We start from the raw sequence: 12,992 nt of genomic DNA, 5'->3' as shown, positions 1-12,992 counted from the left end.
TTCCCGAAGGACATGCCATGACCGCCATGGGTGACGCTTCCCGCTCCCGAGCGGAACGTCGTCGCGACACCGAGCACCGGCTCACCCACGACGTCGACGTGTGGGTGGCCAGTGCCTCGGGGGACGGCGTCCCGTACCTGGTGCCGCTGTCGTTCGACTGGGACGGCGAGGCGCTGCTGATCTCCACGCCGGCGACCAGCCCGACCGGCCGGAACCTCGCCGCCACCCGGGCCGTCCGGCTGGGGCTGGGGCTCACCCGCGACGTCGCGATCATCGAGGGCGACGTCGAGGTCCTGGAGATGGATGCGCTGCCGCGGGAGCGGGGAGACCGGTTCGCCGCGCGGACCGGCTTCGACCCGCGGGAGTCGAACGGCCCGTACCGCTGGTTCCGCGTCGTCCCGCACCGCATCCAGGCGTGGCGCGAGGTGGACGAGCTGCCCGATCGCGAGCTGATGCGGGACGGCCGGTGGCTGGTCGGACGTCTCCCCGATCCGGTAGACAGCGGGCACGGCACCGATGAGCAGATGGAGATCCGATGAGCACGGCGACGAACGACCTGAGATCGACCGGGGTGCCCGTCGCCGACAGCCACGACCGGATCCGCGTGCTGGGCGCGCGTGTCAACAACCTCAAGGACGTCAGCCTCGAGATCCCGAAGCGCCGGCTGACCGTGTTCACCGGCGTCTCGGGCTCGGGCAAGAGCTCGCTGGTGTTCGGGACGATCGCCGCGGAGTCGCAGCGGATGATCAACGAGACCTACAGCGCCTTCGTGCAGGGCTTCATGCCGAGCCTGGCCCGGCCCGAGGTCGACCTGCTCGAGGGCCTGACGACGGCGATCATCGTCGACCAGGAGCGGATGGGCGCCAATCCGCGGTCCACGGTCGGCACCGCCACCGACGCCAACGCGATGCTGCGGATCCTGTTCAGCCGGCTCGGCACGCCGCACGTCGGTCCGCCGACGGCGTTCTCGTTCAACGTCCCGACGCGCAAGGCCAGCGGCGTCATGAGCACGGAGAAGGCCGGAGGTCGGGTCGAGAAGAACGTGGTGCGCGACGTCGTCTACATGGGCGGCATGTGCCCGCGGTGCGAGGGCATGGGCGCGGTCTCCGACTTCGACCTCACGGCGCTGTACGACGAGAGCAAATCACTGGCCGAGGGTGCGCTGACGGTGCCCGGCTACAGCATGGAGGGCTGGTACGGCCGCATCTTCAGCGGCTTCGGCTTCGACATGGACAAGCCGATCGCGAAGTTCACGAAGAAGGAGCTGCACGACCTCCTCTACAAGGAGCCGACCAAGATCAAGGTCGAGGGCATCAACCTGACCTACGAGGGCGTCGTCCCCAAGATCCAGAAGTCGATGCTCTCCAAGGACGTCGACGCGATGCAGCCCCACATCCGCGCGTTCGTGGAACGGGCGATCACGTTCCAGACCTGTCCCGAGTGCGACGGCACGCGGCTGACCCCCGAGGCCCGGTCGTCGCGGATCGGCGGCAAGAGCATCGCCGACCTGTGCCAGATGCAGATCAGCGACCTCGCCGGATGGGTCCGCGACCTGGACGAGCCATCGGTCGCCCCGCTGCTCAGCGGGCTGCGGCACCTGCTCGACTCGTTCGCCGAGATCGGTCTGGGCTACCTCTCCCTCGACCGGCCGGCCGGCACGCTGTCCGGGGGCGAGGCGCAGCGGACCAAGATGATCCGCCACCTGGGGTCGTCCCTCACCGACGTCACCTACGTCTTCGACGAGCCGACGATCGGTCTGCACCCGCACGACATCGAGCGGATGAACGGCCTCCTCCTGCAGCTGCGGGACAAGGGCAACACCGTGCTGGTCGTCGAGCACAAGCCGGAGACGATCGCGATCGCCGACCACGTCGTCGACCTGGGTCCCGGAGCCGGGACGGGGGGCGGCACGGTGTGCTTCGAGGGCACCCTGGAGGGGCTGCGGGCCAGCGACACCCTGACCGGACGCCACCTCGACCACCGGGTGGCCCTGAAGCCGTCGGTGCGCTCCTCGTCCGGCGCCCTGGAGGTCCGCGGCGCGTCCACGCACAACCTCCGGGACGTCGACGTCGACATCCCGCTCGGCGTCCTGTGCGTGCTCACCGGCGTGGCCGGCTCGGGCAAGAGCTCGCTCATCACCGGTTCGGTCGCGGGCCGCGACGGCGTCGTGGTGGTCGACCAGAGCGCGATCCGCGGCTCGCGGCGGAGCAATCCGGCCACGTACACCGGGCTGCTCGAGCCGATCCGCAAGGCGTTCGCGAAGGCGAACGGGGTGAAGCCGGCGCTGTTCAGCTCGAACTCCGAGGGCGCCTGCCCCACCTGCAACGGCGCGGGAGTCGTCTACACCGAGCTCGGGGTCATGGCGACGGTCGAGTCGCCGTGCGAGGAGTGCGAGGGCCGGCGGTTCCAGGCGTCGGTGCTGGAGTACACGCTGGGGGGCCGGAACATCGCCGAGGTGCTGGCCATGTCGGTCACCGAGGCCGAGGCGTTCTTCGCCGACGGCGAGGCGCGGACGCCGGCCGCCCACACGGTCCTGGACCGGCTGGACGACGTCGGGCTCGGCTACCTCACCCTCGGCCAGCCGCTCACCACGCTCTCGGGGGGCGAGCGGCAGCGGCTCAAGCTGGCCGCCCAGATGGCGGAGAAGGGTGATGTCTACGTCTTGGACGAGCCCACCACCGGCCTGCACCTGGCCGACGTCGAGAACCTGCTCGGTCTGCTCGACCGGCTGGTCGACGGCGGCAAGTCGGTCCTGGTCATCGAGCACCACCAGGCGGTCATGGCGCACGCCGACTGGATCATCGACCTCGGTCCAGGCGCCGGCCACGACGGCGGCCGGATCGTCTTCGAGGGCACCCCGGCCGACCTCGTCGCCGCCCGCTCCACCCTCACCGGGCGGCACCTCGCGGACTACGTCGGAGCCTGAACGCCGGGGCCCGGACGACGGGGCCCGGACGTCGCTGCGCCCCGTCCGCACGGGGAAGTCGGACGGGGCGCAGCAGCTCTCAGCGGGTCAGATCGCGACCCCGGTGCAGGACGACGAGCAGTCGACGGACCAGATGTTCCGCAGCCGGTCGAAGGTCGCCGAACGGACCAGCCGCTCGCCGGCCGGGCCGGAGCGCACGCCCGGGTCGGCACCCGGTGCCGTACCGCCCGGTGTGCTTCCGCCGGGGGTGGTGCCCCCGGGCGTCCCGCCGGGCGGGGTGGCTCCCGGCGTCGTCCCGCCGGGCGGCGTGGCCCCGGGCGTCGTCCCGCCGGGGGCCGTGCCGACCGCCGCCGCGTAGGTGAGCGCGCCGCTCAGGACCGTGGACCGGCCGTCGGGTGCGAAGACCGACACGTCGTAGGTCCCCGCCACCCGGGCGGGCACCCGGAAGGTGACGCGCGTGGTGGTCGCCGTGGACACGGTGGCCACGGCCGTCGCCCCGATCCGCACCGTCGGGTTCGTGGGGAGCGCCTGCCCGGTGATGGTGACCAGGGTGCCGCCGGCGACCTGCACCACGTTCGGGGACAGCGACGTGATCCGGAAGGCGCCGACCGCGGGATAGGTCGTCGTCCCGGGCACGGGTGCCGACGTCCCCGGGGGAGGGGGCGTGGTCCCCGGTGTGGTGGTGCCCGGCGTCGTCCCGGGTGCCGTCCTCCCGGGCGTGGTCGTCCCGGGGCTCGCGCCGGGAGTGGTGCCCGGAACCGTCCCCGGGCCGGTGCCGGGTGTGGTGCCCGGGGTGGTCGCGCCGGGCGTGATGCCCGGGGTCGTCGTCCCAGGGGACGTGGTCCCGGGGGAGGGGGTGCCGGGGGTGGGGGTGCCGGGCGTCGTCGCGCCGGGCGGGGTGGTGCCCGGCGTGATGCCGGGGCTGCGCGGCGGCGTCGAGCCTCCCGGCGACGTCGGAGCCGGTCCGGCGCCCGGCGTCGTCGGGGTGCCCGGGGCGGATCCGCCGGGGCCCGTGCCCGGGGTGGTCCCGCCCGGCGCGGTGGTGCCGGGGGTGGTCCCGCCCGGGGAGGAGGGGGCGGGGACCGCGGAGCCGACCAGCAGCGGCGCGGCGTACGCCCGGCCGACCGGGACCCCGTCGCGGAGCGTCTGGACGGTCAGGACGTAGCGGCCGTCACCGAGATCCATGCTCGGGGACAGCGCGGTGCCGTCGAGACCGGCCCGGCCGCCGAGCGGGAAGGTCGCGGCGCCGGTGTCGTCGGTGGTGACGCTGACGCCGTCCAGGGTCAGCGCCTTGTCCGCGACGGCCCAGATCTCGCCCTCGTACTCCATGCCGAGGCCGAGGACGACGTCGTAGTCGCCGGCCGTGACGGGGCCGGTCACACCGATCGTGGGGGTCACGACGCCGGCCGGGGCCCGCATCGAGGTGAAGGCGTAGGCCGCCGACTCGACCAGGGAAGCGGTGAGGCGGCTGGTCGTCAGCCGGCCACCGGTCACCGACCGGCCGGCGAAGGCGGGCACGCGGTCGGCGTCGGCGAGCAGCGCGGTCTTGATCTCCGACGCCGTCGCCGTCGGCATCGCGCCCCGGTAGAGGGCCACCGCCGCGGCCACGATGGGCGCCGAGAACGACGTGCCGTCGGCGAGCGCGTAGCCGCCGGTGTTCGTGGTGACGACGACGCGGCTGCCCGGGGCGAAGAGGTCGACCGAGCGGGCGCCGTACGCGGAGAAGGAGCTCATCGTGTCGGCCGCGGTGGAGGCACCGACGGTGATGACGTTCCAGCCGTCCAGGCTCGCCGGGTACACCAGGTTCGAGTCGCGGTTGCCGCTGTCGTTGCCGGCCGCGGCCACCACGAGGACGTCGTGCGCGGCGGCGTAGGCGACCGCCGAGCGGAGCGCGTCCAGCGCGTACCCGTTCACCGGGCCGCCCCAGGAGGCGTTGATGACGTCGGCGCCGTGGTCGACGGCGTAGCGGATGGCCTCCGCGCCGGCCAGCACGTCGACGGTGCTGCCGCCACCGATTACCAGCGGCATGATCGTCACGTCAGGGGCGACGCCGGCCAGGCCCATGCCGTTCCCCGCCCGTGCGCCGACCGTGCCGGAGACCGACGCGCCGTGGCTGCCGTAGCTGCCGTTGTCGATGGCGGGGCTGTTGGCGTACCAGTTCCAGCCGTGGCAGTCGCCGGCCTTGCCGTTGCGGTCGGTGTCGACGGCGCCGCAGGGCTCGGCGGGGTTGACCCAGAGCGAGCCGGCCAGGTCGGGGTGGTCGGAGTCGAAGCCGGAGTCCACGACGGCGACGACGAGGCCGTCACCGGTGGCGGCGTCCCAGCCCGTGGTGGCATCGACGTCGGCATCGGCGACGGCGGGCTGCCCGGAGGCGTTGCTGCCGGTGTTCTCCAGGTGCCACCCGTACGACGGGAAGAGCGGGTCGCTGACCGTGGCGGCCACCGGGACCTGCGGCGAGAAGTCCACCGCCGCGACACCGGGCAGCCCGGCGAGGTCCTGCGGGAGCAGGCCGTCGGTGGCGATCAGGGCGCGGCCGTCGGACAGCGCCTGGGCGCTGACGACGCCGTCGACGTCCGCCAGGCCGGCCAGCAGCTCGGGGGAGGTGGCCCCCGCCGCGGCGGTGAGCACGTAGCGCGTGTGGCCGTCGTCCGGACCCCAGTCCGTGATGACGGGCAGTGCCGGAGCGGCCGCGGCCGAGAACGCGGCGGCACCGGCGTAGCCGGCGACCGCCGCGGTGATCAGCACCGCTGCCTGGATCCGCTTGCTCTTCATGCGTGGACCTCCGGACGTCTGTCCGCCGGACCGTCCGGAGGGCGCCCACCCCGTGCGACGGGGTGGGCGTACGTCTTCCCCGTCGTGAACGGCGGGTCGGGGACGGCGGTTGAGCACCCGTCGGGTGGGTTCGCCCGGAGGGGTGAGGAAGGCGGTCCCTAGACTCCGCGCCATGCTGCTGAGCGACCGCGACATCACTGCCGCGATCGCCGAGGGTCGCCTCGGCATCGAGCCCTACGACGCCGGGCTGGTCCAGCCCTCGAGCATCGACGTCCGGCTGGACAGGTTCTTCCGGGTGTTCAACAACGCCCGGTACACCCACATCGACCCCGCCCAGCAGCAGGACGACCTGACCACGCTGGTCGAGCCCGACGGGGACGAGCCGTTCGTGCTGCACCCGGGCGAGTTCGTGCTCGGATCGACCCTGGAGGTCGTGAGCATCCCCGACGACCTGGCGGCACGCCTCGAGGGCAAGTCCTCCCTCGGCCGGCTCGGGCTGCTCACCCACTCGACGGCGGGCTTCGTCGACCCGGGCTTCTCGGGGCACATCACGCTGGAGCTCTCCAACGTGGCCAACCTGCCGATCACGCTGTGGCCCGGGATGAAGATCGGACAGCTGTGCCTGTTCCGCCTCACCAGCGCCTCGCAGCACCCCTACGGCTCGGCGGTGTACGGCTCGCGGTACCAGGACCAGCGCGGCCCGACGCCCTCCCGGTCCTACCGCAACTTCACCCGCACCGAGACCCGGCGCCCCTAGTCGCGCGGCGCCGGGCTGTCCGCGACGCGGGCGGCGGCCGGGGCCTCGACGCCGGCGCTCTCCAGCACGTCGGAGCAGCGGCCTGCCGGTGACCAGCCGGGGACCGACCGTTCCACCTCGTCGTCGACGAAGACCTGTCGCGTGGCGATCCACCCGGCCACGGCCAGCACCGCGACGCCCACCAGCACGATGACGAACATGCCGTCGTAGCTGCCCGTCGCCCCGCGCAGGACGCCGACCAGCAGCGGACCCGCCCCGGCGATCACGTAGCCCCAGCTCTGGCTGACCGTGGAGAGCGCGGACACCGTCTCGGGCGTGCGGGCCCGCAGCCCGATGAGCGTGAGCGCCATCGAGAAGGTGCCCATGCCCACCGCGATGAGGGTCATCCACAGCCAGGGGGCGGCGGTCGGCGCCGTCCACAGCCCCATCCAGCCGGACACGTAGCTGGCGAGGAACACCAGCAGCAGCGGCCGCTGCAGGCGTGGCCGGACCGTGAGCGAGGGGATCACGGCGCTCAGCGGTAGGCCGACGAGGGAGTTCAGGCCCAGCAGGAGGCCCGCGGTGGCCGCGCTCAGCCCGGAGTCGCGCAGGTACTGCGCCGACCAGCCGATGACGACGTAGGCCTGCAGCGCCTGGACGCCGAAGAAGACCGTGATCGCCATCGCCGTCGGGCTGTGCACCAGTGCCCGCATCCGGACCGCGGTGTGGGTCTGCCGCGAGACGTCGGGCGCGGCCGGCACGGCCAGCCACACCGCCGCCGCCACGAGCGCGGGCAGCGCCCACACGACCAGCCCCCAGCGCCACCCCTCGCCGCCCGCCGCGTCGGCGATCGGCTGCGAGGCGACCGCGGCCAGGGTCGCGCCGAGGCCCATCGCCGTGCTGTAGGCGCCCACCAGCGGGCCGGTCCGCCCCGGGAAGTGGCGCTTCACCAGGCTGGGGAGCATGACGTTGCCCAGCGCCCCGCCGGCCATCGCCAGCGCGGTGCCGGCGAGGAAGACCGGGAAGGCCCCGGCGAGGCTGCGCAGGCCGAGCCCGACGGTCATCGCGATCAGGGCGCCGGCCAGCACGTGCGAGTCGCGGTAGCGCGCGGACAGGGCGGGCCCGGCGAAGCCGATGAGCGCGAAGCAGAGCACCGGCATCGTGGTGATGACCCCGGCCAGGCTGCTGGAGATGCCCAGACCGCGCTCGATCTCCTCCAGCACGGGCCCGACGCTGGTGACCGCCGTCCGGAGGTTGAGCGCCGTGAGCACGATGGCGACGGCGATCAACCCGAGACCCCGGTGGCTCCCGGTGCGGACGGTGCTGGGGTCGGGGGCGGTGCGGGTCACCCCGGCATGGTCCTCCACCGACGACCAGCGGTGGTGCCCGGCCTGCTCACCGGCCCGGCACGGGTGCTCAGGCGCTCAGCCGTCTGCGCGGCAACCGGCTCATCGGGGGAGCGGCCCGTGGGACGCGGTGCCAGAGGATCTTCTGGAGCGCCAGGGTGACGGTGGCGGCCACCAGGATCCCGACGAGGTTGATGCCGAGCTGGGTGGCGGCACGCACGAATTCCGCCTGCCCGCCCAGGGCCAGGGAGAGCGCCATGTCGGCCGCCGCGGGCACCGTCGTGACGGAGATGAACACACCGACCAGTGCGCCGCTCTTGGCCGACGTCAGGGACAGGACCCCGGCGATCCCGGCGAGGACGGCCACGACCACCGACCAGCGGTCGGGTGCGGTGATGAAGCCGGTCTCCGGCCGGTCGGCGGTGAGCAGTTCTGTGCCGTACCAGCCGAGCCACCTGCCGACCAGCGCGACGAGCGCCGTGACGCCGATCGCGACCGCGAAGCCGGCGACCAGGGAGACGGCCGCGTTGCGCGCGATGCGGCGTCGCCCGTGGATCAGCGCCACGGCCAGGCCTGCCAGGGGCGCGAACTCCGGACCCAGCACCATGGCCCCGATGACGAGGATCGCCGAGTCGTTGATGATCGCGACCGCCGCCAGCAGGGTCGCGATGGTCAGGAAGGCCAGGTAGGAGACCGACAACCGGGAGTCGGCGTCCACCGTGCGGACGACCTGCTCCCAGACGACGGCGTCGGCGCCGTCGCCCGGGGCGCGTTCCTCCGCCACGCGCGCAGCCCTCGAGGCGGCCGCGTCCACCGCGACCATGACGATCCCGCCGTCGCGGTCGATGTCGAGGTCCTGGAGAGCAGCCACCAGACCGTCGGCGGACTCCCGCGCGACGTCGGCGAGCACGAGGTCACCCGCCGGGCTCAGCGAGGCACCCGGAAGCACTGCCAGGTGCGCCGTCCCCGGGGAGCGCTCGAACAGTTCCCGGACCCGGTCCGTCCGATCGGGCGGAACGGTGACCCGCAGTTGCATCAGCACCGGGTAGTTCTACCGGCCCCCTCGCAGGGGCCCGCCGCGAGCGTGCGAGTGGTGGGGGGCGAGGCGGTCCTTACTCGTGCTCGGTGGCCGCCGAGCCCTCGCCGACCGGGTCGGGGCCGGCCTTGGTGCCGACGTCCGGCCCGGACTTCGCACCCTGGGCGCCCACGCCGACCGGCGTCATGGAGCGCAGCAGGATCTGGCTGACGTCGAGGACCTCGACGTGCTCGCCCGCCTCGCCGTTCTGCTTCTTCGACGTCAGCGCGTCGCTCAGCATCGTGATGCAGAACGGGCACGCCGTGGAGATGACGTCGGGGTCGAGCTCGAGGGCCTCCTCGGTGCGCTCCATGTTGATGCGCTTGCCGATCTTCTCCTCCATCCACATGCGCGCGCCGCCGGCGCCGCAGCAGAAGCCGCGGTCCTTGCAGCGGTGCATCTCCTGGGTGGAGAGGCCCTGGACGGCGTCGAGGATCTCCCGCGGCGGCGTGTAGACCTTGTTGTGCCGGCCCAGGAAGCACGGGTCGTGGTAGGTCACCTTGCGGTCGATCGGCGTGACCGGGACGAGCCGGCCCTCCTCGACGAGCTGGCCGAGCAGCTGCGTGTGGTGCACGACCTCGTACTCGCCACCGAGCTGCGGGTACTCCCGGCCCAGCGAGTTGAAGCAGTGCGGGCAGGTCGCCACGATCTTGCGCATCCCCGGCACACGACCCTCGAAGACGCCGTCGAGCACCTCGATGTTCTGCTGCGCCTGCATCTGGAAGACGAACTCGTTGCCGAGCCGGCGGGCCGGGTCGCCGGAGCAGCTCTCGCCGTCCCCGAGGACGGCGAACTGGACGCCCGCGATGTTCAGCAGCTCGGCGACGGCCTTGGTGACCTTCTTCGCGCGGTCGTCGACGGCGCCGGCGCAGCCGACCCAGAACAGGTACTCGATGTCGTAGTCGAGCGGGCCGTCGGCGACCGTGACCTCGAAGTCGAGCTCCTTGATCCAGTCGTTGCGGGCGCTGGGCTGCATGCCCCACGGGTTCCCGCGGTTCTCGATGTTGCGCAGCATGACGCCGGCCTCGGACGGGAAGTTCGACTCGATCAGCACCTGGTAGCGGCGCATGTCCATGATGTGGTCGACGTGCTCGATGTCGACCGGGCACTGCTCGACGCAGGCGCCGCAGTTGGTGCAGCTCCACAGGACGTCGGGGTCGATGACCCCGCCCTCCTCCAGTGTTCCGACCAGCGGGCGGTGCGCCTGGGCGTCGTTGGTGCCTTCGATGCGGGCGTAGCCGGACGCCCAGACCTGCTCGTCGCTGGGCTTGAGCACGTCGTAGTCCGGCGCCGTCTCCGACGCGGTCTGCTCACCGAGCAGGTACGGAGCCTTCGCGTAGAGGTGATCGCGAAGATCCATGATCACCATCTTCGGGCTGAGCGGCTTGCCCGTGTTCCAGGCGGGGCACTGGCTCTGGCACCGCCCGCACTCGGTGCAGGTGGTGAAGTCGAGCATCCCCTTCCAGGTGAAGTCCTCGATCTTCCCGCGGCCGAAGATGTCGTCCTCGCCCGGATCCTCGAAGTCGATCGGCTTGCCGCCGCTGGTCATGGGCTGCAGCGGGCCGAGCGCGACGGTGCCGTCGTCGTTGCGCTTGAAGTAGATGTTGAAGAAGGCGCTGAACCGGTGCCAGGCGACGCCCATGTTCAGGATCCGGCTGATGACCACGAGCCAGGTCAGCGACACCACGATCTTGACGAACGCGACGATCGAGACGACGTCGGGGTTGTCCGGGAAGAGGTTCGACACCAGGCTCGCCACCGGGTGCGACCAGGTCGGGGCGTCGTCCAGCCCGCTGGCGATCTTGGCGGCGCGGATGCCGAGGATGCACAGGCCCACGGTCAGGACGACGAACTCGACGAAGTACCCGCGGCCCTGGTTGGTGCCGGCGAAGCGGCTCTTCCGGCCCTGGCGGCGCGGGTGGTCGCGCTGGCGCCGGATGACCAGGTAGATGATCCCGAGGATCGTGCCCGTGCCGATGATGTCGACGAAGATGTTCCACAGCGCCCAGGTGCCGATGAGCGGCAGGTGGAACTCGGGGTTCCACACCTCGCCGAAGGCCTCCACGAGCGTGAGGAACAGGCCGTAGAACCCGACGAACACGAACCAGTGGGCGACGCCGATGGTCGACCACTTGAGCATGCGCGTGTGGCCCACCGACTCGACCAGCATCGTCTTCAGGCGCGCCTTGACCGGGCCGAAGCGGGTGCCGTCGGGCTGGCCGGTGCGGATGATGCGGATCATCGCCCGGACCGCCCGGTAGATCAGCACGGACGAGACGATCAGGAACAGGACGCTGATCGTGCCCAGGACGATCTGCAACGGGCCCGTCATTCTTTTCCTCCCGCGTACGCCCGGAGGGCGTCGGCCGACCCCCGCGCGCCGTGCGGCGACGGGGGCACCTCGTCGGTTCATCGGTGCCGCGCGAGCCGTCGTCCGCACCGGCCGGGGCCGGGGCGCGGATCGCATCCGGGCACCGCTGCCCGCACTGCCCCGCACGATAGCTCGCGCGCACCGATGCTACTCACCGGTAACCATGGGCGCGGCGCCCAGGGATGACGGTGTCCTCGCGGGCTCGCCGCCCACTGCGGTGCCGGACGGCCGGGGGTCCCCGCGACACGCCGGGCGGCGGCCACGCCGACTACTGCGCATCGTGCACTACCGTCCGCTGCGCCGCAGTCGGACGAGAGCGTGGAGGTGCAGCGTGGACGCCAGTCAGCTGCTCAAGGGGGTGCTCGACGTCGCGGTGCTCGCGGTGGTGGGCGATGCCGACGGCTACGGCTACGACGTGGTGCGCCGGTTGCGTGCCGCGGGCCTGGAGGAGGTGGGCGACGCGTCGGTCTACGGCACGCTGCGCCGCCTGTACCAGGCGGGTGCGCTGACGTCCTACGTCGTCCCGAGCGACGAGGGGCCGCACCGCAAGTACTACGCGATCAACGACAGGGGGCGCTCGGTGCTGGAGGACTCGACCAAGACGTGGAGGACGTTCGCCGACACCGTCGACGGCCTCCTGCAGCGACCGGCGGTGGCGGCATGACCGCGCCCGAGGACTCCGCGACCCGACAGGCCCAGGACTACCTCGCCGCGGTCGAGCACGAGCTGGCGGACCTGCCGCCCGAGGACCGCAGCGCGCTGCTCGAGGACCTCGCCCAGCACCTGGAGGCGCTGGCGGGCGAGGACGACGACCGTCCGCTCGCCGTCCGCCTCGGGCTCCCGGCGCAGTACGCCGCCGATCTGCGCGCCGCCGCGGGCCTGCCGGCCCGGGGCAGCGTGGTCCGGATCGCCACTCCGGGTGTGCGGGACCGGCTGGACGCCTTCCTCGCCTCGCCCGCGGGCCGCCGGGTGGGGTCGGCCGGCCACGAGGTGTGGCGGCTGCTGGGGGAGCTGCGCCCGGCGTGGTGGGTGCTGCGCGGCTACCTGCTCGTGCTCGTCCCCTGCCTGCTGGTGACCGACGGCTTCCGCGACTTCCCCGTGCCTGCGCCCCTGGGCAGCGACGAGCTGGGCGTCGTCCTCGTGCTGGCCGCCGTCGTGGGGTCGGTCGCGCTGGGCCGGCGCAGCCTGCCGCGGCCGGCGAACATCCTGGTCACCGCCTTCGGGGTGGTCCTGGTGCTCGCCTCGTTCGCCGTCGCGCAGGACGAGCTCCAGCAGCAGCAGGAGCAGGACTACGCCTATGCGTCCTACGCGGCGAGCTCCGTCTTCACCCTCCCGACGGAGGTGGCGGACGGCCGGTACCCGCTCGTCTCCCGGTACGGGCCGGTGACCGACGTCCTGCCCTACGCCGCCGACGGGACGCCGCTGGACGGCGTGCTGCTGTACGACCAGGACGGCCGCCCGCTGAAGGTCGGTTTCCAGGAGTGGTGGGCGGACGGCTGCGTGCGGGCGCTCGAGCAACCGCGGGCGGCCGACGGTGTTCCCGTGCCGAACTCCTACCCGCAGGTCTACGAGCCGACGGGGTCCGGCGTCGACGGCGCGCTGGTGCCGGCGGGCACGTGCGACACCGACGACGCCCGCCCCGAGGTGCCGCTGCCCACCTTCCCGCCGGCGGAGCCCACCCCTTCGGGCTGAGCGCTGCCGACCAACCGCTCGACCTCGCCGTACGTACGCCGACCACGCGATCGACAGCGCGCAGGGCGCACGTG

At 72.8% G+C, this 12,992-nt stretch carries 9 protein-coding genes; 5 read left to right on the top strand and 4 right to left on the bottom strand.

Translation table 11 applies throughout. The features are described 5' to 3' along the window. Positions 1-17 precede the first annotated feature (17 nt). Together CRP30_RS04220 and CRP30_RS04215 are read left to right on the top strand one after the other, a co-directional pair. Entirely contained in the window at positions 18-539 is a 522-nt protein-coding gene (locus tag CRP30_RS04220; RefSeq protein ID WP_200814525.1) for a pyridoxamine 5'-phosphate oxidase family protein, read from the top strand. Further along, positions 536-2,926 carry an ATP-binding cassette domain-containing protein gene (locus tag CRP30_RS04215; RefSeq protein ID WP_097182646.1) on the top strand — a complete coding sequence of 797 codons (2,391 nt, stop codon included), beginning with the start codon at positions 536-538 and terminating at the stop codon, positions 2,924-2,926. The genes CRP30_RS04220 and CRP30_RS04215 overlap by 4 nt, the downstream gene beginning before the upstream one ends. Positions 2,927-3,013: 87 nt before the next feature. Here CRP30_RS04215 and CRP30_RS04210 read toward each other — a convergent pair whose 3' ends face one another. Further along, positions 3,014-5,698: a S8 family serine peptidase gene (locus CRP30_RS04210; protein WP_099459145.1), complete on the bottom strand. Its 2,685-nt coding sequence runs from the start codon at positions 5,696-5,698 to the stop codon at positions 3,014-3,016. 172 nt (positions 5,699-5,870) lie between these two features. On the opposite strand from CRP30_RS04210, the gene dcd reads away from it, so the two are divergent. After that, a complete protein-coding gene (dcd, locus tag CRP30_RS04205; RefSeq protein WP_097182644.1) occupies positions 5,871-6,455 on the top strand; it encodes a dCTP deaminase in 585 nt (194 codons plus the stop codon). Here dcd and CRP30_RS04200 read toward each other — a convergent pair. The 3 genes from CRP30_RS04200 to CRP30_RS04190 form a co-directional block, all read right to left on the bottom strand. Beyond that, the gene (locus CRP30_RS04200) at positions 6,452-7,783 is read right to left on the bottom strand and encodes an MFS transporter (protein WP_097182643.1); all 1,332 of its coding nucleotides are present in this window, start codon (positions 7,781-7,783) and stop codon (positions 6,452-6,454) included. The two genes, dcd and CRP30_RS04200, sit on opposite strands and share 4 nt — an antisense overlap. 67 nt (positions 7,784-7,850) lie before the next feature. After that, on the bottom strand, positions 7,851-8,816 hold the full coding sequence (locus CRP30_RS04195; RefSeq protein ID WP_235003159.1) for a DUF389 domain-containing protein: 966 nt from the start codon (positions 8,814-8,816) through the stop codon (positions 7,851-7,853). Between the two features lie 76 nt (positions 8,817-8,892). Then, positions 8,893-11,187, bottom strand: a complete 2,295-nt coding sequence (locus tag CRP30_RS04190; RefSeq protein WP_097182642.1) for a (Fe-S)-binding protein — start codon at positions 11,185-11,187, stop codon at positions 8,893-8,895. A gap of 370 nt (positions 11,188-11,557) precedes the next feature. Here CRP30_RS04190 and CRP30_RS04185 point away from each other — a divergent pair, with 370 nt between their 5' ends. Both CRP30_RS04185 and CRP30_RS04180 read left to right on the top strand, forming a co-directional pair. Further along, positions 11,558-11,890, top strand: coding sequence for a PadR family transcriptional regulator (locus CRP30_RS04185; protein ID WP_097182641.1), 333 nt, complete (start codon positions 11,558-11,560; stop codon positions 11,888-11,890). After that, the gene (locus tag CRP30_RS04180; protein WP_097182640.1) at positions 11,887-12,918 is read left to right on the top strand and encodes a DUF1700 domain-containing protein; all 1,032 of its coding nucleotides are present in this window, start codon (positions 11,887-11,889) and stop codon (positions 12,916-12,918) included. Before CRP30_RS04185 ends, CRP30_RS04180 begins: the two co-directional genes overlap by 4 nt. The last annotated feature ends 74 nt before the right edge of the window (positions 12,919-12,992 follow it).

Origin of the sequence: Blastococcus haudaquaticus (assembly GCF_900230285.1) — a bacterium.
In the GTDB taxonomy this organism is placed as follows: Bacteria; Actinomycetota; Actinomycetes; order Mycobacteriales; family Geodermatophilaceae; genus Blastococcus_B; species Blastococcus_B haudaquaticus.
Note: the sequence above shows the minus strand (reverse complement) of the source record. Positions and strands in the feature narration are given on the sequence as shown.

Excerpts from the sequence above, each read along its gene's own strand:
- CRP30_RS04220 (WP_200814525.1), top strand. The coding sequence starts at position 18 with ATGACCGCCATGGGTGACGCTTCCCGCTCCCGAGCGGAACGTCGTCGC.
- CRP30_RS04215 (WP_097182646.1), top strand. The coding sequence starts at position 536 with ATGAGCACGGCGACGAACGACCTGAGATCGACCGGGGTGCCCGTCGCC.
- CRP30_RS04210 (WP_099459145.1), bottom strand. The coding sequence starts at position 5,698 with ATGAAGAGCAAGCGGATCCAGGCAGCGGTGCTGATCACCGCGGCGGTC.
- dcd (WP_097182644.1), top strand. The coding sequence starts at position 5,871 with ATGCTGCTGAGCGACCGCGACATCACTGCCGCGATCGCCGAGGGTCGC.
- CRP30_RS04195 (WP_235003159.1), bottom strand. The coding sequence starts at position 8,816 with ATGCAACTGCGGGTCACCGTTCCGCCCGATCGGACGGACCGGGTCCGG.
- CRP30_RS04190 (WP_097182642.1), bottom strand. The coding sequence starts at position 11,187 with ATGACGGGCCCGTTGCAGATCGTCCTGGGCACGATCAGCGTCCTGTTC.
- CRP30_RS04180 (WP_097182640.1), top strand. The coding sequence starts at position 11,887 with ATGACCGCGCCCGAGGACTCCGCGACCCGACAGGCCCAGGACTACCTC.